Genomic DNA, 24,108 nt, shown 5'->3' on the forward strand with positions numbered 1-24,108 from the left:
TTTCAAAGGTTGAGAAGTATTACTTCAGAAAGAGGACTTTTACTCAAATAAAAGCCCAAATCCCTATTTTAAAACTGTGATTAAATAATCATTTTTAATTCTCAATCACTTTCCTACACGATCTAAAGCCAAATTCAACTCAAGTACATTCACGCGTGCCTGACCCAAAATTCCAAAAGTCGGCTGAACTGTATGTTCCTGTACCAATTTTATCACATCTTGATCTGCAAGATGTCGCGCTTGAGCAATACGTTTCACTTGAATCATTGCCGATTGCACACTAATTTCAGGGTCAATCCCACTACCTGAAGCAGTGACTAGATCTGCAGGAATTTTTGATGGATCAATCTGTTCCTGAACAGAGATTTTATTCAACCGTTCATTGATGGTTTTATTCAACTCTGGATTCGTTCTCGCCATATTACTACCAGCCATCGCCATTGGATCATAATTGGCAGCAGATGGTCGAGGGTGAAAATATTGCACTTGGGTAAATGGCTGAGCCACCAAACGTGAACCGACAATTTGATTATTTTCAATCATCATACTGCCATTGGCTTGATCTGGAAATATTGTCTGTCCAAGCCCTGTAGCTACACTACTATAAATGAAGCCACATAAACCCAGTGCAATAACAGTTAATCCTAAAGAACCACGTACTAACTCAGCCATTGATGAATCAATGAGTTGATTATTTTCAATATTCATTTTTATCATCCTCAATCATTAAAGTGACAAGAGTGGACTAATCAAAAGATCTATCGCTTTAATCGCTACGAATGGCAATACAACCCCACCAACACCGTAAATCAACATATTACGGCGCAATAATTGTGTTGATGTTGAAGGTTTAAATTTCACACCACGTAGTGCAATTGGAATGAGCATCGGGATAATAATCGCATTAAAAATCAACGCCGAAAGAATCGCACTTTCTGAACTTCCCAATTGCATAACATTCAACACATGCATTTGAGGAATCGCTGCAACGAATAAAGCAGGCAGAATCGCAAAGTACTTAGATACATCATTGGCTAAAGAGAATGTGGTTAATGCACCACGTGTAATCAACTGCTGTTTACCAATTTCAACCACAGACAATAATTTGGTTGGGTCAGAATCCAAATCCACCATATTGCCTGCTTCTTTGGCTGCTTGCGTCCCTGAGTTCATTGCTAAACCAATATCTGCCTGTGCCAAAGCAGGTGCATCATTGGTTCCATCCCCCACCATTGCGACCAAATGCCCTTTATTCTGTTCAGTACGAATACAGCTTAATTTATCTTCAGGTTTCGCTTCAGCAATATAATCATCCACGCCTGCTTCAGCAGCAATTGCAGCTGCAGTCAAAGGGTTATCGCCTGTCACCATGACGGTTTTAATCCCCATTTCACGTAAGCGAGCAAACTTTTCTTTGATACCTTGTTTGATAATGTCAGATAACTCAATCACACCCAAAATATTTTGATCTTTCGCAACAACAAGCGGTGTCGCACCTTTAGATGCAACTTGTTCAACTCTCGTTTTTAGCTCTGCATGATGATCAATATGTTGTGATGTAAATTTTAAAATGGCATCCAAAGCACCTTTACGGATTTGATGCCCATCTGACAAGTTCACCCCTGAAATTCGCGTTGCAGCATTAAACGCAATAAACTCAGCTTGTGTAGGTTCAATAATCCGTTCACCTTGATCTTTTGCCAAAGCCACGACTGACTTACCTTCTGGCGTTGGATCTGCCAATGATGTCAATACAGCGGCTTGACGTAGCTCTGACTCAGTGACACCTGTTACTGGATAAAATGCAGTTGCTTGACGATCGCCATAAGTAATTGTTCCTGTTTTATCGAGCAGTAATACATCGACATCACCTGCAACTTCTACAGCCTTACCTGATTTAGCAATCACGTTGGCTTTTAAAGCGCGGTTCATCCCTGCAATACCAATCGCAGGCAATAAACCGCCAATCGTGGTTGGAATCAAACACACTAACAACGCGACTAAAACGATCGGGTTGATACTGATATGTAGAAAGTGGCCAATAAAAGGTAAGCTCACGACAACGACAATAAAAGTCACTGTCATTACGGTGAGTAGGATCCCTAATGCAATTTCATTGGGTGTTTTTTGACGATTTGAGCCTTCAACCAAGGCAATCATCCGATCAAGGAAACTATTGCCTGATTCAGCAGTCACTTGCACGATAATGCGATCTGTCAGTACTTTGGTACCACCAATCACCCCAGATTTATCCGTTCCTGCTTCTCGAAGTACGGGTGCAGACTCACCTGTTACTGCTGCTTCATTGATTGTGGCAAAACCTTGAATAATTTCACCATCGGCAGGAATTAATTCTCCTGTGCGGACTTCAATCAAATCATTCATTTTCAATGAAGTTGCAGGAATTTGCGTACCTTCAGCATCATTTTGAGAACTTAAACGACGTGCTGTTAAATTTTGACGTGCTTGACGTAAGGACGATGCTTGTCCACGACCTTTCGCCTCTGCAACTGCTTCTGCGTAGTTGGCGAATAAAACGGTGATAAACAAAACTAAGGTCACTAACAAGCCAAAAACCAAACTTGCATAACCCATCAAGGTACTAAGCAAAGTAATGATCGTTCCCAACCACACGATAGCCATGACTGGGTTTTTCATCACATGTTGTGGTAACAATTTGATGAAGGCATTTTTCCATGCTTCACTTTGCAATAAAGTTGAAGCAATGCTGTTTTGAGAAGATTGTTTTGAATGATTCATTGTATTCACCCTTAACCTTGTACCAATAACAACTGATCAGCAATTGGTCCCAAGACAAGCACTGGCATAAATTGTAATAAAGTCAACATCACCACGATCGCAATCAAAGTCAGTGCAAATGTTGGTGTTTCAACTTTTAAACTACCGCTACTTTCAGGTGCTTGGCGTTTGGCTGCCAAACGTGTTGCGATCCATAACGGAATAATTAAAGTCGGGAAACGTCCAAGTAATAAAGCAATTGCACAGCTGACATTCCACCATACTGTATTGTCAGATAAGCCCTCAAAACCTGAACCATTGTTGGCAAATGCGGAAACATATTCATATAAAATTTGCGAAATACCATGATATTGCGGATTACTATTTCCTGTTAATTCAGGAAAAAACAATGCAATCGAACTTAACCCGAGAATAGTAATGGGTTGAATCAGAATCACGACAGCCAGTAATTTGATTTCCCCTGCTTCGATTTTTCGTCCAAATAACTCAGGAGTGCGACCTGTCATTAAACCTGCAATAAAAACAGCTAAAAATAGATAGATCATAAATTGCTGTAAGCCACAACCAATCCCACCCCAAATCGCATTGATCAACATATTTGATAATTCAATCAATCCTGTTAGAGGTGCAGATGAATCATGCATCATGTCAACTGAACCATTATTCACTTGTGTGGTGATGGCTGCCCAAATTGCAGAAGAAGTTTCACCTAAACGAACTTCTTTCCCTTCCATTGCCGAAAGTAAGGTTGAAGTTGAAGATAAGCTTTCTGACCAAATCGCACTGCTTGCAGAAATGACAGACATCAACAACATCGAAGCAAAGACGAAACCTGCAAATTTGGCACGTTTGGTAAAAAAGCCCAGCATGAATATGACTGAAACAGGAATTAATAAAATCGCAATCATTTCTAAGAAATTAGACAATGGCGTTGGATTTTCTAAAGGCACTGTACTGTTTGGTCCATACCAACCGCCACCATTACTGCCGAGTTGTTTAATGGCTACCATTGGTGCAACTGGACCTAAAGGAATTTTTTGTGATTTTAATTCACTTGTTTGGTCAATCACTTGAACTTCTGGTCCACCTTGAAACGTAGATGGCACACCTTGACTTGTGAGCAATAATGACCAAACCATACAGATTGGAATTAAGAAGCGAAATGTTGGACGGATGACATCTGCCCAATAATTTCCCACATTGATCTGTTGAACTTTACGGTTGAAACTCGCCTGTTGATCATCTTCAGATAATGTATTGGATTTTTTATAAAATAATGCTCGCACCGTTGCCACGACCATTGCGAGACCCATCATCGGCGTAATAATCTGCAAACCAACTATACCCACCATTTGTGATAAATAGGACAATTGCGCTTGCCCAGCATAATGTTGTTGGTTGGTATTGGTTAAAAATGAAATCATGGTATGCAACGCCAAATCCCATGACATGTTGGGCGCATGATTTGGGTTCAATGGCAAACTGGCTTGAACCATAAAAAGCATCCAAGTGATTAAACCAATCACCAGACAACTGGTCACAAAACTCAACGTATAGGTTTTGACATTCATGCCTCGTTTAGGATTGATGCCTAATACTGCATAAATCGGTTTTTCGATCCAATTAAAAAGTGGATCGACTTTCATCGCACCATTCTGCATCACTGCAGCAAGGTATTGACCCAAGGGATAAGCCAAAATGATCACAATGGCTAAAAGCAAAATAAACTCTAGCATGGCATTTCTCCTAATCTTGTGTGATTTGAAAGAGAAACTCTGCTATCTATATGATTTTTAAATCGGAGTACAAAGCATATTATTGGATGCTGTACGTGTAGATGCACGATAGTTTTAACGCTCATCTTTTTTTCATCCTAAACTCGGGGAGATTCCATGTCTAAGTATGAAAAATATGAACGTAAATTCTCTATTCACGCCTATGTTTTAAGCGTAAAATTTGCGTAAAAAAATGTCTTAAATAGAACAATTACTAGAAAAATTTTAAATACAAAACTGAATTTATGTACAAGACTATAATTAAAATAATTATTTTATAATAACCGCTATTTACCCCATAAAAAACAGGGTAAATAGTATATTAAATGATTAAATAAAAGCACTTAAGTCAACTTAAATACTCAGCATACTATTTAAAGTTTCTGTGACATTTTTCGATTTTACTTGAGGTTTTAATGCTTCAAGTTTAGCTTTCACTTGACTGCGTTGCGGTTCAGCCAAAGTATACCAACGAGATAACGCTTGTAATAAACGAGCCCCAATAATTGGATTTTTCTCATCTAAATACTGTGCAAGATGGATAAAATGCTGAACACCAAAACTCCACGTATTTACAGGATTGGCATTTAAACCACCTGAAACAGAACGAATTCGGTTCGGCACCCCCAAATCATAATCTACATGTGAAGTTAAATAAGCAATAGTTTCGGCTGTCGCTTTTGGATGTGCCGCTTGAATCATAAACCATTGGTCTAAAGACAAAGCTTCATCTTTAAAGCGCGTATAGAAATCTTGTAAAACGTCTTGTGCTTGTGGTGCATCATTCCATACTAAAACTTTCAAAGCACCTAAACGCTCAGACATATTACTCGTGTTCTGATATTGCTCATAGGCTAAATCAAAAACGTCAACATCTCCCTGACGTGCCATAAAATTCAGCATGATATTTTTCAGTGAACGTACACCCATCGCTTGAGAAAAATCTTTTTGTGCGACAGGATCAAGACTCAAATAAGTATCCTTAACAAAATTACCTAATTCTCGTGCCAAAGTATTTAATAATGCTTCACGAGCTTCATTCACGATTATAGGGTTGTAGTCTGTATCAATCCGACTACCCAAATAACCCTCACTTGGTATATCAAATAAGCGTGAAGCCAATAGTGGATCTTTAGCAATGACAAAAGGTAACGTTTTTTGAATCGCATCAAGATAAATTTGTGCATCATGACCATTTAGCAAAATACGTTCAAGTAAAGTTTGAGCAGCTTGCCATTGGTTAAAACCATTGGTTTCATATTGCAATAAAAATGCAAGCTCTTCATCTGAATAATTAAATTCAAGATTTACAGGCGCAGAGAAACTACGTAATAAAGATACAATGGGTTGAGTTTCTACCCCAATAAACTGGATACTTGCTTCATTTTGATCAAATAAATACACGCCATCTTGCACGCTATTTTCAAATAATGCTTCAGAATTTAACACAAGCTGTTCGCCTGTCGCCTGGTCAAATAGTGCCAATGCCACAGGAATCGGGAGAGCTTTTAAATTTGGATATTTAGCATTGCTTTTTAAACTTTGTTTAAAATTCAAAGTATAAGTTTGTGCTCCCGCATCATAACGACCATGTACTTCTAACTTTGGCGTACCCGGTTGGTTGTACCACGTTAAAAAAGCTGACAAATCAACGCCAGATCCCGCAGATAACGCCGCAATCCAATCTTCTACAGTCACCGCTTGACCATCATGACGTTTAAAGTATTCATCCGTGCCTAGACGGAATTTTTCTTTACCGAGCAATGTCGCCATCATACGGTTAATTTCTGCACCTTTTTCATATACTGTTGCGGTATAGAAATTATTAATTTCAACAAAATGGTCAGGACGAGGTGGATGCGATAATGGACCTGAATCTTCTGGAAACTGATGTGCTTTTAACACTGCAACATCATCGATCCGCTGTACTGCAGCCGACTGTAAATCTTCTGAGAATGATTGATCACGAAAAACAGTTAAACCTTCTTTTAAACATAATTGGAACCAGTCACGGCAAGTAATACGGTTACCTGTCCAATTATGGAAATACTCATGCGCAATGACCGATTGCACGCGCATGATTGCAGCATCAGTGGTATATTCTTCATCTGCAAGTACGCAAGAAGTATTGAAAATATTTAAGCCTTTATTTTCCATTGCGCCCATATTAAAAGCACTGGTCGCCACAATCATATAATTATCAAGGTCATAAGGACGACCATAATGCTCCTCATCCCAACGCATTGAATGTTTTAAAGCTTCCATTGCGATGTGGCATTTAGGAATATCTTTTTCTTCTGCATAAATTTCCAAAGCAACATCACGCCCTTCAGAAGTAGTATAGCGGTCTTTAAGCACTGCCAAATCGCCAATCACACAGGCAAATAGATAACTCGGTTTTTTAGTTGGATCTTGCCAAATCGTATAATGACGACTTTCCCCTGCTTCACCTGCTTCGATCAAATTACCATTTGCAAGGAGTACTGGAAATTTTTTATCTGCTTCAACACGCGTAGTAAAGACTGAAAGTACATCGGGACGGTCTGGATAAAAAGTGATTTTACGGAAACCTTCAGGCTCATTTTGTGTGACAAATAAATCTCCTGCGGCTTGATACAGACCTTCAAGCTGAGTATTTGATTCAGGATGAATGACCACTGACGTTTCAAGTATCACTTGATCAGGTGCATTTTGAATAACTAATTGCTCTGCATCTAATAGGTATTCATTTTCAGTTAACTGTTTACCATTTAAAGAGATGCTTTTTAACTCTAAGTCACGTCCTAGAAGAACCAAATTACCCGCAGTCTGACGTTGCATGACGAGTTTTGCATTAACTTGGGTATGGTCATCATAGACTTGAATATCTAAATCAATCGAATCGACAAGATAAGAAGGTTTTTGATAGTCTTTTAAATAAACAGTTTGATTTGCTTCGATCACTGGGTTTGCGGCGATATTCATATGATGTCCTAATCCTATTGTCTGATTCAGACTTATAATCTGTGAGGTGATTTGATCATAGGTCAAATTTCACAATTTGTCTGTGTAAAGCGTTGTTTTTATATATGGGTCTTGGCTTATTTGTTTTCAATCTAGTTTTTATGAAAAACATGCAAAAGCTTATTTTTAACACATCGTTCTCGTTCTAATTATCTACATCTAAAATAGCTTCATATTTTCCTGTCTCAGATAAATACGATATAAAATTCCCACTCGCAGTTTGTAGCCAGAGGCGACCACAATTAATACACTCATAAATATCTTTACGAAATTTTAAATCCACAGTTGAAATTAGATCAAATAAATAATCATCATACACTTTTTCACCTAAATTCAATTTTTCTTTATAATTTTCAATTCTTGTCTTAATTTCATCAAGCATTTGATAGTCCAATTTATCAGGAATAAATGATGCTTTATGTGGAAGATCATCTGTATTATCTCGAATTACATACCCACATTCACAACCTAACTTACTCATTTCCATATTCTCTTTCTTGTTTTTAATTCATGAAGCACTTTAACAGAAAAGAACGCATGAATTGCAAATACCTTTATTTTTTGCTAATTTAACAGTTCAACTTAAAAACAAAGACAGGTGTCCGTCTTTAAAACGCAAATCATGTCCGTAAAAGTCGATGTAAAAGACAATAATCTTGATCTTGCCTTAGAGCAACTTTCCAATAAACAATACATTTTTCTTAAACCATCAAACCTATGGCTAAAAATTGATTTAACACCCCCATATCAAGCTACTAGCAATGTTTTTGCTGTAAGTCGATAAATCCGATTTATTCCTTTTTATTTCATCACAAAAGACAGGTGTCAGTCTGTAAAACACATATTATGAGTATTCAAGTCCAAGTTAAAGATGACGATCTTGATCTTGCTTTAGAGCAACTTCGTATCAAAAGCTATTACTTAACCACACATCACTGGTATAAAAAATGTCATTCCTATCATGACAAACCACCGAGCAAAAAACGTAAAAAAACTGATATGAATCTGCTAATTGGGCATCGTCAGGTTTTAGATGATGACCCATTGGCGGAACGCTTGGACATTCATCTTGAAGAACATTATCTCAAGACAAATAAAAAGCCATAGTGAAAATATTTTCCCTCAACTTAAATCCATGCTGAATCAAGCATGGATTTTTACAACCAAAATTAAAACCTATATTTTTGGATATTTAAATATTTTAATTTATAGATTAATTTAAATATTTAAAATTTAGCATCATTAAAATCAAACATGAAAAAATTATTTATACAATACAAATCAATGATTTAAAAAATCAACATTAAAATAAATTTAAAGTTGGCACGCTCTCTGCAATAGATACAGTACATCATAAAGATGTATAAAAATTTCACCTGCCTGCAACCGCTTGGCAGGCAGGTTTAGAGAAAGGAAAAAAGCCATGACCATGTCAGTCATTGAACAAATCGAAAAACAAGCCACCAATGAGCGTGCTTATAACATTATTCAGGATGCCAAAGGCGTTCCAATTAAAATGTGGACTAAAGGTGTCCCTGTCGATGAAAAATCACAAGATCAATTATTAAGAACTGCACAAATGCCGTTTATTTATAAATGGATGGCGGTGATGCCCGATGTACATTTTGGTTTAGGTGCAACCATTGGAAGTGTGATTCCGACCAAAGGCGCAATTATTCCTGCTGCGGTGGGTGTCGATATTGGTTGCGGAATGATGGCGACACGCACTTCCCTGACTGCTTCTGATTTACCTGATAATTTACATGCACTTCGTACCGAACTTGAGCGTTTAATTCCACATGGAATGACCAAAACTCGTGGTAGCGGACGTGATAAAGGGTCTTGGAATAAACCCTCTGAACGTGTTGATGCAGCTTGGGCGGAATTGGTGGCTGATTTTGAGTTGATTTGTGCCAAGCATCCACGTTTAAAAAATACCAATAACCGTACTCAACTTGGAACTTTGGGAACAGGAAACCATTTTGTTGAAATCTGTTTAGATGAATATCAACAGGTTTGGATAATGTTACATTCGGGTTCTCGTGGGGTTGGAAATGCAATCGGGACACATTTTATTGATCTTGCACGTAAAGATATGCAGAAGCATTTCATTAATTTGCCTGATAAAGATTTGGCGTATTTGGTTGAAGGTACTGAGCATTTTGATGATTATTGGTTTGCGGTGGGTTGGGCGCAGCGTTTTGCCTTAAAAAATCGTGAATTGATGATGGAAGCTGCAATTCAGGCGCTTGCAACGATTGTGAAAAAACCGTTCAATGCCAAATTGGAAGCGGTAAATTGTCATCATAATTATGTGAATAAGGAAGAACATTTCGGTGAAGAAGTCTTGATTACCCGTAAAGGTGCGGTACGTGCACGTTTGGGTGAGTATGGCATTATTCCTGGTTCGATGGGTGCGAAGTCTTTTATTGTCAAAGGTAAAGGAAATCAGGAATCGTTTTGTTCATGCTCGCATGGTGCAGGTCGTGTGTTAAGCCGTACTGCGGCAAAAAAACAGTTTACCGTAGCGGATCAAATTGCACAGACGCAAGGTGTGGAATGTCGTAAGGATGAAGCGGTGATTGATGAGATTCCGTCTGCCTATAAACCGATTGAAGATGTGATGAAAGCGCAGAGTGATTTGGTGGAGGTGGTGTATACATTGAATCAAGTTGTTTGTGTGAAAGGGTAAGTGATTATGAATGAACAGATAGAACCTATTATTGAGCATTGGAAAGCAGAACATAGTGAGAGAATATTTTTTCTCACTCTAGGATTAGGAGCAGAAATACATTGGTTTTTTACCCAAGCTCTTGAAGCCTTAAAGTTAGGACTCTATCTGCCTGCTTGTACTTCATTTATTAATGGGATTGAATCCTCCATTAGAGTAATTTACGCCCAATCAATACAGAAAGACATAAACCATTTAAATGATACACCTACTCTCAGCAACAGTTTATTAATAAAAGCCCAATCTATCGGAATGCCAATAACATTTTTAAAATTTCCTAATGAAGCTCAATTTCAAGAAAATTTAGTCTCAACTAAGCCTAAAACTAATGTTGAGATAGTAAGAGTAAGGCACAACCTTGCTCATGGAAATATTTTTGAATACATAAATAAAGATTTAGGTGAGGATAATATTTTCTTTACACCTGAATGTTGCCGAAATTTAGCATTCAATTTATATGAAATATCAAAAGAATGGTGCGCAGAGCTAGCCAAATTTAAACAAACCTAATAAGGAAAATAAAATGAAACTTGCAGAAGCACTTTTATTACGAAGCGATCAACAAAAGAAACTCGCTTCACTCAAACAACGAATCAATGCCAATGTATTGGTACAAGATGGTGATGAACCATCAGAAGACCCAAACGAGATGTTAAAGCAAGTATTTGCTTTAACGCAGGAATCTCAAAAGCTAGTTTTGGCGATTCATCAAACCAATGCTTTGGCAAAACTAACAGATGGACGTTCATTACTTGCGTTATTGACACAACGTGATGAACTTGTGGAACGTCATAAGATTTTGACCTCTGTGATCAGCAATACGCATCGCGAACCTGATCGTTACAGTACCCGTGAGATCAAATGGCACAAAGTGATTCCTGTATCATCCTTGCAAAAACAAGCCGATGATATCAGTACCAAACTCCGTGATTTAAATGTATTGATTCAAGCGACCAACTGGCAAGTAGATTTACTTGAGCTTTAAATCAATCCATACACAGTTTTGATGTAGTTCACTATGTCAAATCCGAAATATATTGGGCGAGTACAAGATCTAAGGCTGTATAGATTGAAATAAAAGTCAGCAACATTTTTGGAAATGAGCTAAGTGGATTTATGGCGTAATCGCACCAATCAATCCATCACAATTCATCCATTAAACCTTTGTGAATCAAAGTTATTATTCACACTGCATTACCAAGTACTGACAATATATTTCTTCTTAAGCCAATAATTGTTTAAGATAACACCGAACATACTGGGCGAGTGCAAGATCCCCTACCTCCACAACACAGGATTGAAAAGACGTGTAGTGGCTTGCAGAGCGAGCGGGTCAGCTTAACATTTTAGGCACAAATCAACCTATCACCTTGCACCATTTAAAACTTAGCCCATAAAGCCAAGTCACAACTCACTTGTCATTACCATGTACTGACAGTATGTTCACCTTATTTTGGATAAGAAAATGGAAAAATTTCAATTAACAGACTTTGAAATTAAAACTTTACTCTCTGGCTCACCAATCTATGATCAATATCCATGGGATACTAATCAAGAAGAAATAATAGAAAAATTTTATTTAAATATTTGTAATGAGATTGAGCAAGAAACTGAAAGTTTATCTCAAAAAGAATTCAATGATTATGGTTCAGGTTATGCATCATTTTACGATACATGGTTTTATAAAGAGAAATCTTCATTTAAATTTCCAAACTCTCCATATCCAAACCAACATTTTAATGGTTTAGTCATATTATTTAGTAAATTAACGCCATATTATGTTTTTATGCAAGGAGAAAAAAGTTGGCATGACAAAGGTGGAATTTCATATATGCCTGACTCTCAAATGATTGATAATTTAAAATGTTGGGCAGTTAATGATTTAGCAAAAACAATTGAACCTATATTAAAATCACACGGTCTCATTCGTTTAACACAAGAACAATTAAACGTTCCATTAAAAGGTCAATGGACAATTCCAACTATATTAACAGTCACAGATGAATATATGCTCTTCGATGCTTTATTTTTCTGGGAAGATTAATTTTACATTAAAAAACAGGTAAATATGAACACACAATTAAAATCTAAAACCATCCAAATTGATGGTTCAATCGGCGAAGGCGGCGGACAAATCCTTCGCACAGCACTGTCATTGTCTATGCTCACAAGTATTCCTTTTGAACTGGTCAATATTCGTGCGGGACGGAAAAAACCAGGCTTAATGCGTCAGCATTTAGTTTGTGTACAGGCATCAGAACGTATTAGCCATGCAGTTGTAGAAGGTGCTGAATTACATTCACAAAAACTGTATTTCCAACCTCAGCAAGTTCAAGCTGGAAAATATGATTTTCAGATCGGCTCTGCGGGTAGCACCATTTTAGTTTTACAAACGCTACTTCCAGCTTTAATGATTCAAGCCGAACCAAGCGACATCACTATTCATGGAGGAACACATAACCCGATGGCACCCACTGCAGATTTTATTTCACAGTGTTTTCTACCTAGTCTTGAAAAAATTGGAATCCAAGTTGATTTTGAATGTGAACGCGCTGGCTTTTTCCCGATTGGCGCAGGTCAGATCAATGCAACCATCCACCCATGGATAAAACAAACTCAGTATACTGCTTTGGATAAAGGTCAATTAATTGATATTCATGGCTATGCGACTGCACTCAATATTCCAAGTAGTATCGCAGATCGTGAGCTTGAAGTTTTACATAACAAGTTAAATTTAACACAACGTCAACGGTTAAATTTTCAGGGTATCAGTCAAGGAAATACAGCATTTGTAGTACTGAATTATGAACATCATCAACAAATCTTTTCTGCTTTAGGAGAAATGAAAAAGAGTGCAGAAAAAGTCGCACATGATTTAGCCAAAGAAGTGAAAGCGTATTTAGCAACAGATGCTGTAGCAGATGAGTATTTAACAGATCAACTGCTATTACCTTTAGCTTTGGGGAAAGGCGGTGAGTTTTCTGCTCAAATGATCAGTGAACATACCCGAACTCAAGCGGCTATGATTCAAAGATTTATAGATTGTGAGATTACATTTACTGAATCAAAAGAAAATCATTGGTATATTCAAGTGAATGTTTAACATTCACTTGAATCTTTTTCAAAAATAAATAATTAATCGAGCTTTTCCATGTCCAACTGAGTTTTCAGATTATGTTTAAACATTTAAGCTTCAACCATCTGCACGACAACCAAACGTCCGCCATCTTGTTTAGATAATAAAATTTGTGCCCCATCTTTTAACTCTACTTTTCCACCAATGGGAATCGCTGTCTTTGTAGTGACATCAGTTAAATCAGGCAAATCTTCATTCACCAACCACCAACGCTCTTGATGCAATACAAAATAACCTTTACGTTTGGTGTGTTCAGATGTTAAACGTTCGTTCGGTGCGATCATACTATTGGCATGCCATGCAAACAAAGATTGTCCTGTCCATACCATCAAACGATGATTATCAGGACGATAGCTTGAGCCTTGACGTGCTGAATAAAGATTCAAAATCGGCAACTTGCCTTTAAATGGCGTTTTACAAAATGGGCAACTTGGCTGCGTGGTATTATCAAACACATACCATTGATGACTACACGATGGATTTGAACACGGCTGCACCAAATCCACCGTTTTAACCAATGCAGTTTCCCAATCATTTGCCGATGGGCGCTTACTTGGTTCATGCAAACCTTCAATAAAACTTTTATTAAATAATTCAGTTAAGTAAGGACCTGTCACAGTGTATGGAATTTGTGCAGGATCAGCCCAAGGCAATTGAGAAGGTTTAAGTTGGTTGGCTTTAACACGATTGCTTTGATCTGTAGGATGTTCTACAAATAAAGCACGTTCGCCCATACCGAGATTTTCATCTTTTTGTGGGTCATCCATGTCATGGATTTTACTGCCACGTAATGGATGACGATACAATAAATACATATAAATCAGTACCGCAAGTGCATGTCTATCTGTAGTAATGCTTGGTAAAATTCTTTTTGGATCATCTTTATTTAAATGACTGGTCATCACCACTTCAGGCGCAATAAAATCAGGTGTACCAACGACATCCGGTGGATACTTGCCTGGAACAACCAAGCCATCAACATCAATCACACATGCACTTCCTGTCACAGGATCAATTAACACGTTTTTATAGGATAAATCTGAATGTGCCAAACCTGCTGCATGCATACGGCGCACTGCTCGTGAGATTAAGATGCTGATTTTTAAATAATTCAGCCAAGTTCCTTTTTCTCGATCATCCAAAAAACGGTTTTGATTATTGGCACTGGCAAACCATTTTCCTTCTTTTTCTTTGCCTTTAATATTTAAAAAATCATTATTTTTTGAGCCATACTCAAAGAAAAATTGCTTCTTATATGTAGGTGCGGTGATGCCTAATAAATCATTATATTCAACCAAACCATCTGGCCAACAAAAAATATTTTTCCAATAATCTCCCCCCACGCCATTAAAAATGCCTTGCCATTTATTGCCCACGATTTCTTTTAAACGGTCTTTTTGCTGTTCAAGTGCTGCTTTGGATTGATAAAATTTATTTTTTTCTTTACTAAAAAAACACACCACATAACTGCGGTCAGGTGAAAAATACACATCTTTCATTGCCCCTGAACCGATCACTTCATCCACAAACTCGATTGGACGTCCATCGACTGTAGTACATTTTACGATTTTTGCCGACATGTGCTAACACCTAATTTCTAAAATTTATGTCTCTAAATAATATGAATTTTCTTACTTTTCAGGCTTTAATGTGTTGAATTTTTCTTATATAAAGCCGCTAAAGTTCGGTCATCATGATGTCCTGTTTTAAAAAAATGCATCCATTCTAATAATGCTTGCTCTGGCTGATCTTGTTGTAAAACAGGTTCAAGCTCTGCATATAAATCCAACCATTTCTGTTGATTTGCAAGTCCTGCATCAGTTTCAAAAATTGGATCGGAAATCCCATCGGTCATCAGTAACACTGCTTTTAAATCTTTAAAGCAACCGATCTTAACCCGACTGCCGAGTTCTTGATGAATACTTCGATCCAAAAATTTAGTTTGCCCTGCATATTCACCACCATCGGCAACATTCATGATTCTCACCATGTCTTGACCAAATGCAGCAATAGCACCATCACCCACAGAGAATGTGCTGATCAAGTTTTTATCTGCATGTTGATAAACTACTGCAACTAGTAACGTTGTTGAAAATGCTTTTGTTGCAACATTATTCTCAGCAGCTAACTGATCTAACTGCATTAAAATTGAACGATAAATCTCATAATAAACATTATAAAATTGTTGATTTAATTTATTGGCAATTCTTTGTGTATCGGCATGTTGGGGCTGATCCAACTGCCATTGCTTAATATCTTCATTTAATGCATCAATGGTATGTTCATTTAAATAACGTTGAAACTCTTTTTGTACGATTTCAACTGCAATCCTTGAACCTTCACGTGAATACTCTGCACTTCCTGCACCATCTGCGACAGCCAATACTGACCAATCACTATGAGCAATTTGCATCAATGAAAAATCATCATCTCGAAAACTTCCCGCATGCTCATGGGAACGACCACGGCGACTTGCGGCAATAAGTTGATAATATGGCGTATCTATACATTCTTGATCTGTATGTGCTTTCACGAAAGCCTGCCTAGCTTCAGGCTCAATCACTTTCCATAAGCTACGTGGGTCAGCAATTACATTTAAGCGACACTGTCCTGTATATATTTCACTATTCATACGATATTGAAATGAAAAATTAAACTCATCGGCCTGATTTGGTTGCCCTTGAATACTTTGGGTGATTTCATCAAAGTAAAATACATCATTTGGAAATTTAAAACTTTCTGCAAGGTATTCAATATCTTCAACATTTTGTGCTGAAAATATTTGAATTTTTGAATGATAGAGCTGACCTGCACGTGCATTATCGACTTGAAACTTTAAATTGTTGACTTTTCGTTGGTTAAACACGTCTGTAATCTCTGCTCTATTTTTATCAATTTCAGCCTGCTGCTCTTGCTGAGTGTTTTGTAGCTCGTTCTCTACAATAATTTTATCAATATTCATCGCTGAATCAATTTCACTAATAAATTCATTTGAATTATTTGACTCTTTTTCTTGAATATTTTCATTAATTTGATTTTTGGAAATATCTAGATTTTGGTTTATAACGAGATTTTTTTGTATTGATTTATTTTCATTATCCACCGCTAATTTACTTAGGCTATTTTCTAGAGGATTTAAATCGCTCTCAGAAATATTATGTTGTGCTGCCGATATGTGTGTTTCATTCAAATCCAATTCATGCTGAGATGTGTTAATTTCTTCAGCATTTTCAGTTAAATTTTCATCTTTATTGTCTGTGAGATTAGGCTCTAAAATTTCAGTCAGTAAGGGCTGAGTTGCTGCTTGCTTTTTGAGTTCATACACTAATTTTGAGAGTTGTTGTAATTGCTGCTCTGTTTTAAAAAAATTTATAAATTGATCATCTAAACCCAACTTATTGGCTATTAAAATTTTCTTAATTTTACATGTTAATTCCTGCATACTTCCCTCTTTCACTGATCAATCATTTATTATTTCATAACTTAGCCTTGCCCACGGGTCAGATCGAAATCTCCACCTTCAGCACTGAAACTGACCTGACGGCGACACCATGGACAAACAACATATTCACTATAACCGTCATAACACATCAGATTGCCACACCCGCACATGGCAAATGCAGTATCCGCATAACAATGTGGACATTGTGACCAACCTTCTAATTTTGAAGTATTAATTTGTGGTTTTTCAGCATGATGATCTGTCCAGCTAAAATATTCTTCACTGATCGCTTCACAGGTTTCTAATTTAAAATTGTATAGATTAATATTTAAATCAGACAAACCACCATATTGTAAATTTCGACTATATTTTAAAATATAAGGATGTTGTAGTTTTTGACAACGCCCAATAAATGTCACCACACGATCATCGGCATGGCTTTTTCGGAAAGTCAGTTTTGACTTAGCCAAATTCATATAACGCTGATCGAGCGGAATTAATTCTTCTGAATTTTGGAAATTTGCCACACTGACACTTTGCGATACGACAGATGCACTGATCCATTTACACAGACCTTTAACATATTCTTGGTTGATTTGATCAACCGAAATACAGTGCTCAGTCAATTCTTTTAATATAGAAAAATCAACATCTTGACCAAGACCGATGACAATTAAAGTTACACGATGGCTATATTTGGCTTTCCATTGTTGAATTGCATCCTGATAATCATCAGTTGGGCGACCATCGGTAAACAGATAAACAACTGGTTTCCAGTCGCCTTTTACATCTGCTGTGGTTTTAATCACGGAACGGTCGATTTCTTTAGCTAAATGCTCAAGTGCTTTGCCTAAATGGGTTCCACCACCCAAAGGTAATTCACAGCGTTGATAAGCATATAACTCAGTGAGTGGTACTAAAGTACGCACAATTCCAGCATAAGCAATCACTGAAACATACACCGTTTCAAGCGCATAAGGATCTGTGCGTAGACTGCTCATGATAAAGTCAACGCCTTCTTGCACAGCGACTAAAGGCTGACCCGCCATAGATTCTGAACAATCAATCACGAAAAATACGGGTAATCGACGCATAAACTCACCTTGTTCATTGTTGTTATTCCAAGCTTTTTATTGAAATATCTTAAATTTCATTGTTCACTAATTTTATAGTACCAATTGAATTTCAGAAGGTGGTGGAGGTAACTCGATTGCATCTACTACACCTGCACTACTGCTGCCTGCCACCACACTCGCTGACACCCATTTAAAGAAACTTGCAAATGAGCTTGAATCCATCGAATCTAGCACGACAACTTGATTGGTTAATTGTTGCAATGCTTCAGTTTTAGCCTTTGGACCTGCGGCACATGCCACAATGGTTGCAAAGTTAAGCTGTTGAATAGTTGGAATGATCTGCTGATAGGCATAGACATCTGAAGGAGAACCATCCGTCATCAAGAACAATAATGGTCGCCAATCACCCTTTTGTTCTTCTGTAGTTTTCTTAATATTTTTTTGCACATCTTCCGCCAGTAGCTCCAAAGCCGCCCCCATAAAGGTTGCCCCCACACTCGGTACTTCAATTTCAGGCAGTTGCACTTGGTCTAAAGGCGTTAAAGGTAAATAAATCTTTGCTTGTATATCGAAAGTAATGACACTTAAATGTACACTTTCCAGCGCATAAGGATCTTGCCTCAATGCGCTGAGCATCGACTGTAAGCCTACATTCACCGAATGAATCGGCTCTCCACGCATAGAGCCTGAAGTATCTAATAAAATATAAACGGGTAGTCGGCGCATATTTTTCTCTAGCTATTTTTTACTAATAAAATGAACTATTCACGTGATTAAACGTATTGTTTTAACCATTCTACAAAGTTATCTGAATCAGACGATGAACCAATGGCATTAAATTTCCAACCTGAATTTTCACGCACGAGCTCAGCAAAAAGTAAGGAACGTTGTTGTTCATATTGCCCCTGACCTGACAAATTAAAACGTACCATTTCTTTGCCTGAAGCATCAACTGCACGAATGAAAGCATTTTGTACCTGTCCAAAATGCTGCTTGTTTTTATTCCCTTCATAAATTTGTACAATAAATACAATTTTATGATAAGTAGGTGATAATGAATTTAGTTTAACAATGATCTGTTCATCATCACCGTCGCCTGCACCTGTACGGTTATCGCCTGTCAGCCAAATATGACCTGATGGATGTTTGAGATTGTTAAAGAAAATGACATCACTATTGTTTAAAGTCGGATGACCTGAAGCATCTCGTCCTAAGTTTTGCACTTTGCCATTAGCATCACATAAAAATGCAATTACATCTAAATCATATTCAGCAGTTTGCCCACCAAATAGTCCCCCTAAAAAACCTTTTTTCTGTTCAGCAATATCCCAACCTAGTCCGATTGTCACTAGTGAAAGATTATTTTCAGCTTTCTCTAAGGTTAGACCCTGTCCTTTTGCTAATGTAATACCCATGTTGTTTTCCTTTTTTCTTTTTAGTTAAAAGTTGTGAGGATGGCGAAAATTTAAATTTTCGTCATCCCTTATTAGATTAATGTCTTTGAGCTTTGTAAAATTATTTTTTAAAATTTAAATGAAATTAAAGCACAACATTCACTTCTGGTGGTGGCGGTGGTAAATCACTCAAACCCGTCACTTCTTTCTGACCTGCATCCACTTTTTGACTGCCTGTAGAAATACTGGCAGAAACCCATTTAAAGAATGCTTTAATGGTATTTGAATCTGCGGTTGCAAGCTCTACCACCACTTCTGTGATTTGTTTTAAAATACTCGTTTCAGCATTGTGTCCTGCTGCACATGCAATCACCATACCTGTTTTGACTTTTTTCAGTTTTTCAAAACCTTTTTTCCAGTCATCGGTCGGTGCGCCATCGGTCATGATAAAGACCAAAGGTTTCCAGTCGCCACGTGTATCTGGTGTAGTTTTTTGCACTTCTTGTTCAATTTTATCTGCCAACAATGACAAAGCCTCACCCAACTGGGTTGTCCCAGTTGCTTGTAGATTTGGTGTATTAAACATTGCCAACTCAGTTAAAGGCATAAGTTGTTTTGCGGTAGTATCAAAACTGATAATCGACAGATAAGCTGTTTCTAAGGCATAAGGGTCTTGTCTTAAAGATGACACTAACATTTCCACACCATTTTTAACTGCTTCAATGGGCTCGCCCAACATAGAGCCTGATGTGTCGAGCAGTAAATAAACGGGTAATCTTCTCATGCTGCTATATCCTTGTTATCCATTGTTAAAATACGTATTGCAAAATATCTTAGCTGAATTATTAAAAAATTAAATACGTTGTTTCAGGGTATTTATATTTTTAAAAGTAACTGCTGACATTCATCTAAAATGATGATTTAAAAAATTTATTCTACTGAATTTATAACAATTTATAGCAACATGTAAACCACAAAAATAAAAATAGCCGAGACAGTTCGTTCGGCTATTTTGCAGGGCACTCTAATCACAATATCTTCAATGCTAATATCTTAATGACTACGACCTTCTTGGTTGGCATGACCAACACAGCCTGCACTACCACCAATCACAAAACCACGTTCTGCTTTACAAGAACCAATCACTTGACCACGTGAATCATAAGTAGTTACGGTTGATGCACATCCTGTCATCAAAACTGCTGCACAAAGTGCGATTAATGCTGAAATTTTCATAATTTTTCCTTTTTGTATTGACTCAGTGTCAATAACCCCTGCTAATTTAATTGAATTTGTGTATTGACTGGTGGCATTGGCAATAACCCTGTCTTGATATTTACTTGGCGATAATCAATATCTTTGCTATTACCATGACCATAACAAACAGCTTTTGCCCCAATAATAAAACCTTGGGTCGCTTTACATGAGCCAATCGCATTACCTGCTGCATCATAAGTAATGACTTTGGCACTACAACCACTCAGAAACACCAAAAGACTTGCGATAAAATACTTTTTAAAACTCACCTTAACCCCTATTTAAACTTAGCTAAATAATTTATAAAAATTATCAACTTATTTTTAATTTAGAGTAATTCTATATCGTATTTTAAAACTGTAAAGTATTATTTTTAAACAGACGATAAAAAACCACCTCAAAGGTGGCTATTAAATCTATAAAGTTTAAGTAGTTAACACTGGCTTGTTGTCTTTTCTTTCCTGCAACGCTTTCTTAATCACCTGATAACCACCTGTTAATCCCAAAGTCGCCATAATCACCGCAACAATAATATCGGGTAATAAACTGCCTGTACCAAATACCCCGACTGCCGCCAAAATCACCGCAACATTACCAATCGCATCATTACGGCTACACAACCACACCGACTGCATATTGGAATCACCATCTCGGAAAGCGTACAGAACTACTGCGGCAACCACATTAGCAATCAACGCTAAAATACCGATTGCCCCCATGGTAATTGCTTCAGGTGGAATTCCCTGGATATAAGCATAGGCAGATTTACCGATGACCACAAAACCAAACAACGCCATGGTTAAGCCTTTTAGCAATGCAACTGTTGCACGCCAATATAGGCTCGCTCCCAAAACAGCAAGCGAAATACCATAGTTCACCGCATCACCGAAGAAGTCTAAAGAATCCGCCCACAGCGCTGATGAATGCGCATAAGCACCACCGATCAACTCAACAAAGAACATCGCAAGGTTAATCACCAATGCAATCCACAGTGCTGTTCTAAACTTACTGTTTGGTTTTTGTGGTGCAGGTTCATGACTACAAGTACACGCCATTTCACATCCCCTTGATTAATTATTCATCTGTATTATGCTATTTAAAACTATGGACTAACTCCAAGGTCAAGCCTTGTTTGAGTATTTTTGGAGAAATGTATCATGCAACATTATTTAATCAGTGATTTGGCTAAAAACACCCAACTGAGTACTGATACCATTCGTTTTTATGAAAAGAAAAATTTGATTCAAGCAAGTTTTAGAGCTGAAAATAATTATAAATATTATGATGATGAATGCCTGAAACGTTTAATTTTCATCAAACGCTGTCGTGCTTTGGACATGACATTAAATGAAATTGTGGTATTATTGGAACAGGTGCAACATCCTGAACGTGGCTGTAAAATTGTCGATCAATTGATTGAAGAACACATTCAGCATGTGGAAACACGGATTCTAGAATTGCAGAGTTTTAAAACACAATTGGTTGCTCTACGTCAAAGCTGTGCTTCGGACAGTACCATTGACCATTGTCAGATCGTTAAAAATTTAGAGGCTTCGATTGAATAAATCATATGATCTGAAAAACACACAAATTCAAAATTCGATTACCACATATTTTATCTATTGCAGAAGTTGACATGGATTGCTGTTGGGAGAGCTTTCCAGGATGAATTTCTCACCTAACAAAAATTTCTTTTCATCTTTGAATCGAAAATACTGCCGACATAAATTGATTTTCAAAAAAATATTGGGCTATGCTAATTTTCGATGTCAATCATCAAATCGACTTCTGATTCACTCTATTTGACAACTGCTCTGCGGATTCCTTACGTTCAGAATAACGATCCGTTAAATACCCTGCTTGCCCACGAGTCAACAAAGTGAACTTATACAATTCCTCCATCACATCCACAATACGATCATAATAAGATGAAGGTTTCATCCGATCATTTTCATCAAACTCTAAAAATGCTTTTGGGATAGAGGATTGATTTGGAATCGTAATCATCCGCATCCAACGTCCTAAAATCCGCAATTGATTCACCGTATTAAATGACTGCGAACCGCCACAGACCTGCATCAGTGCCAAAGTCTTGCCTTGAGTTGCACGAATCGCCCCAGCTGCCAAAGGAATCCAATCAATCTGTGCTTTGAAAATAGAACTCATTGAACCATGACGTTCAGGCGAACACCACACCATCCCCTCAGACCATGCCAAAAGTTCATGTAATTCCTGAACTTTTGGATGTGATGACGCTGCATCTTCAGGAAGTGGCAAGCCTTTGGGATGGAAAATTTTCACCTCTGCACCCAAATGCTCGAGAATTCGTCCTGCCTCCATCACCGCCAAACGGCTAAACGAACGCTCACGATTTGAACCATAGAGCAATAAAATTCGAGGGGCATGTGGAAGCTTCTGTGCTTGAACATTTTCGAAACTCGGCTGCTCAAACAATGCTACATCTATATTTGGCAATGTCATTGACTACCCACCTCTTTAAATAGTTTTTTCCGTAACCACAACGACACACTCACCAAAGCAATCAATACAGGCACTTCAACCAAAGGACCGATCACCGTGGTAAATGCCACAGGTGAAGCCAAACCAAAAGTTGCAATCGCCACAGCAAGTGCCAACTCAAAGTTATTGCCTGCTGCTGTGAATGAAATGGCAGTTGTTTTCGGATAATCATTGCCCATCCATTTGCTCATAAAAAAGCTAATGAAAAACATCACGATAAAATACACTGTCAAAGGAAGAGCGATTTGCAGCACATCCAATGGCAATGCCACCACATCCGCTCCTTTTAGACTAAACATCGCCACGATGGTAAATAGCAATGCTAGTAAACTCAGCGGACTAATTTTAGGTATGAAGGTATTTTGATACCAGTCCAGACCCTTTTGTTTGACCAAAATCGAACGGGTTAAAAAACCCAATAAGAATGGAATACCGAGATAAATCAGTACCGCTTGTGTGATCGTCCAAAAACTGACATTGATCACTTGCGATTCAACACCAAAAAACGGCGGTAAATAGGTTAAAAATAACCATGCATAGCTACTAAAAAACAGGATTTGAAAAATACTGTTAAATGCCACCAAGGCTGCAACATACTGATTATCACCACATGCGAGATTATTCCACACCAATACCATTGCGATACAACGTGCCAAGCCGATCAAAATTAGCCCTGTCATATACTCTGGATAGTCCTGCAAAAACAGAATCGCAAGCGCGAACATCAAACATGGTGCAATCAACCAGTTTTGCACTAAAGACAAAAGCAAGGTGCGTTTATCCTGAAAGACTTGGCTTAAATTCTTATAATCCACTTTGGCTAGAGGCGGATACATCATCAAAATCAAACCAATGGCGATGGGTAAATTCACCGTTCCCATACTCATCTGATTTAAGCTTTGCGCTGTTTCGGGTAAAAACAGACCGATTGCAATGCCAACAGCCATGGCGATAAAAATCCAAAGTGTGAGATTTCGATCTAAAAAAGAAAGTTTCTGAACGGACATAGCTTAA

24 protein-coding genes are annotated in these 24,108 nt (G+C 37.6%); 8 read left to right on the forward strand and 16 right to left on the reverse strand.

Going from position 1 to position 24,108, the window contains the following annotated elements; translation table 11 throughout:
• Positions 1–105: 105 nt before the first annotated feature.
• From kdpC to DJ533_RS09890, 5 genes are all read right to left on the reverse strand, one after another.
• Positions 106–708, reverse strand: coding sequence for a potassium-transporting ATPase subunit KdpC (gene kdpC, locus DJ533_RS09870; RefSeq protein ID WP_065993916.1), 603 nt, complete (start codon positions 706–708; stop codon positions 106–108).
• A gap of 18 nt (positions 709–726) precedes the next feature.
• Positions 727–2,760 (reverse strand): potassium-transporting ATPase subunit KdpB, encoded by a 2,034-nt coding sequence (kdpB, locus tag DJ533_RS09875; RefSeq protein ID WP_065993915.1) that lies wholly within the window; start codon positions 2,758–2,760, stop codon positions 727–729.
• A gap of 11 nt (positions 2,761–2,771) precedes the next feature.
• Complete coding sequence (kdpA, locus tag DJ533_RS09880; protein ID WP_065993914.1) at positions 2,772–4,496, reverse strand: potassium-transporting ATPase subunit KdpA; 1,725 nt, start codon at positions 4,494–4,496, stop codon at positions 2,772–2,774.
• 393 nt (positions 4,497–4,889) lie between these two features.
• Positions 4,890–7,499, reverse strand: coding sequence for an aminopeptidase N (gene pepN / locus DJ533_RS09885; protein ID WP_065993913.1), 2,610 nt, complete (start codon positions 7,497–7,499; stop codon positions 4,890–4,892).
• Between the two features lie 184 nt (positions 7,500–7,683).
• Positions 7,684–8,019, reverse strand: coding sequence for a hypothetical protein (locus tag DJ533_RS09890; RefSeq protein WP_109849257.1), 336 nt, complete (start codon positions 8,017–8,019; stop codon positions 7,684–7,686).
• A 141-nt stretch (positions 8,020–8,160) separates the two neighbouring features.
• Between DJ533_RS09890 and DJ533_RS18680 the strand changes: the two genes are divergently transcribed.
• The 7 genes from DJ533_RS18680 (at position 8,161) to rtcA (ending at position 13,372) form a co-directional block, all read left to right on the forward strand.
• Positions 8,161–8,322, forward strand: a complete 162-nt coding sequence (locus DJ533_RS18680; RefSeq protein ID WP_171488554.1) for a hypothetical protein — start codon at positions 8,161–8,163, stop codon at positions 8,320–8,322.
• A 62-nt stretch (positions 8,323–8,384) separates the two neighbouring features.
• Positions 8,385–8,645, forward strand: a complete 261-nt coding sequence (locus DJ533_RS09895) for a hypothetical protein (RefSeq protein ID WP_065993911.1) — start codon at positions 8,385–8,387, stop codon at positions 8,643–8,645.
• A 322-nt stretch (positions 8,646–8,967) separates the two neighbouring features.
• Positions 8,968–10,230 (forward strand): RtcB family protein, encoded by a 1,263-nt coding sequence (locus tag DJ533_RS09900; protein ID WP_065993988.1) that lies wholly within the window; start codon positions 8,968–8,970, stop codon positions 10,228–10,230.
• A 6-nt stretch (positions 10,231–10,236) separates the two neighbouring features.
• On the forward strand, positions 10,237–10,779 hold the full coding sequence (locus DJ533_RS09905) for a hypothetical protein (RefSeq protein ID WP_065993910.1): 543 nt from the start codon (positions 10,237–10,239) through the stop codon (positions 10,777–10,779).
• Between the two features lie 13 nt (positions 10,780–10,792).
• On the forward strand, positions 10,793–11,254 hold the full coding sequence (locus DJ533_RS09910; protein ID WP_065993909.1) for a DIP1984 family protein: 462 nt from the start codon (positions 10,793–10,795) through the stop codon (positions 11,252–11,254).
• Between the two features lie 480 nt (positions 11,255–11,734).
• Positions 11,735–12,313: a hypothetical protein gene (locus DJ533_RS09915; protein WP_065993908.1), complete on the forward strand. Its 579-nt coding sequence runs from the start codon at positions 11,735–11,737 to the stop codon at positions 12,311–12,313.
• A 24-nt stretch (positions 12,314–12,337) separates the two neighbouring features.
• Positions 12,338–13,372 carry an RNA 3'-terminal phosphate cyclase gene (gene rtcA / locus DJ533_RS09920; protein ID WP_065993907.1) on the forward strand — a complete coding sequence of 345 codons (1,035 nt, stop codon included), beginning with the start codon at positions 12,338–12,340 and terminating at the stop codon, positions 13,370–13,372.
• 83 nt (positions 13,373–13,455) lie between these two features.
• Here the strand turns inward: rtcA and DJ533_RS09925 are convergent, their stop codons facing one another.
• The 9 genes from DJ533_RS09925 to DJ533_RS09965 all read right to left on the reverse strand — a co-directional run bounded on the left by DJ533_RS09925 (position 13,456) and on the right by DJ533_RS09965 (position 21,629).
• Positions 13,456–14,985 carry a helix-hairpin-helix domain-containing protein gene (locus DJ533_RS09925; RefSeq protein ID WP_065993906.1) on the reverse strand — a complete coding sequence of 510 codons (1,530 nt, stop codon included), beginning with the start codon at positions 14,983–14,985 and terminating at the stop codon, positions 13,456–13,458.
• 65 nt (positions 14,986–15,050) lie between these two features.
• The gene (locus DJ533_RS09930) at positions 15,051–16,847 is read right to left on the reverse strand and encodes a PP2C family serine/threonine-protein phosphatase (protein ID WP_065993905.1); all 1,797 of its coding nucleotides are present in this window, start codon (positions 16,845–16,847) and stop codon (positions 15,051–15,053) included.
• 41 nt (positions 16,848–16,888) lie between these two features.
• The gene (locus tag DJ533_RS09935) at positions 16,889–17,941 is read right to left on the reverse strand and encodes a TerY-C metal binding domain-containing protein (RefSeq protein WP_065993904.1); all 1,053 of its coding nucleotides are present in this window, start codon (positions 17,939–17,941) and stop codon (positions 16,889–16,891) included.
• A 72-nt stretch (positions 17,942–18,013) separates the two neighbouring features.
• Complete coding sequence (locus DJ533_RS09940) at positions 18,014–18,649, reverse strand: vWA domain-containing protein (protein ID WP_065993903.1); 636 nt, start codon at positions 18,647–18,649, stop codon at positions 18,014–18,016.
• Between the two features lie 47 nt (positions 18,650–18,696).
• Positions 18,697–19,338, reverse strand: a complete 642-nt coding sequence (locus DJ533_RS09945) for a TerD family protein (RefSeq protein ID WP_065993902.1) — start codon at positions 19,336–19,338, stop codon at positions 18,697–18,699.
• Positions 19,339–19,462: 124 nt separating this feature from the next.
• Entirely contained in the window at positions 19,463–20,101 is a 639-nt protein-coding gene (locus tag DJ533_RS09950; protein WP_065993901.1) for a vWA domain-containing protein, read from the reverse strand.
• Between the two features lie 269 nt (positions 20,102–20,370).
• Positions 20,371–20,553: a hypothetical protein gene (locus DJ533_RS09955; protein ID WP_065993900.1), complete on the reverse strand. Its 183-nt coding sequence runs from the start codon at positions 20,551–20,553 to the stop codon at positions 20,371–20,373.
• A 41-nt stretch (positions 20,554–20,594) separates the two neighbouring features.
• Positions 20,595–20,843 carry a hypothetical protein gene (locus DJ533_RS09960; protein WP_065993899.1) on the reverse strand — a complete coding sequence of 83 codons (249 nt, stop codon included), beginning with the start codon at positions 20,841–20,843 and terminating at the stop codon, positions 20,595–20,597.
• Positions 20,844–20,999: 156 nt separating this feature from the next.
• Entirely contained in the window at positions 21,000–21,629 is a 630-nt protein-coding gene (locus tag DJ533_RS09965) for a cation transporter (protein ID WP_065993898.1), read from the reverse strand.
• 102 nt (positions 21,630–21,731) lie between these two features.
• Here DJ533_RS09965 and DJ533_RS09970 point away from each other — a divergent pair, with 102 nt between their 5' ends.
• Entirely contained in the window at positions 21,732–22,139 is a 408-nt protein-coding gene (locus DJ533_RS09970; protein ID WP_065993897.1) for a Cd(II)/Pb(II)-responsive transcriptional regulator, read from the forward strand.
• 211 nt (positions 22,140–22,350) lie between these two features.
• On the opposite strand, the gene arsH is transcribed toward DJ533_RS09970, so the two are convergent.
• Both arsH and arsB read right to left on the reverse strand, forming a co-directional pair.
• Positions 22,351–23,055, reverse strand: coding sequence for an arsenical resistance protein ArsH (gene arsH / locus DJ533_RS09975; RefSeq protein ID WP_065993896.1), 705 nt, complete (start codon positions 23,053–23,055; stop codon positions 22,351–22,353).
• Complete coding sequence (arsB, locus tag DJ533_RS09980; protein ID WP_065993895.1) at positions 23,052–24,101, reverse strand: ACR3 family arsenite efflux transporter; 1,050 nt, start codon at positions 24,099–24,101, stop codon at positions 23,052–23,054. Before arsB ends, arsH begins: the two co-directional genes overlap by 4 nt.
• Positions 24,102–24,108: the final 7 nt, after the last annotated feature.

Origin of the sequence: Acinetobacter defluvii, from assembly GCF_001704615.3 — a bacterium.
In the GTDB taxonomy this organism is placed as follows: Bacteria; Pseudomonadota; Gammaproteobacteria; order Pseudomonadales; family Moraxellaceae; genus Acinetobacter; species Acinetobacter defluvii.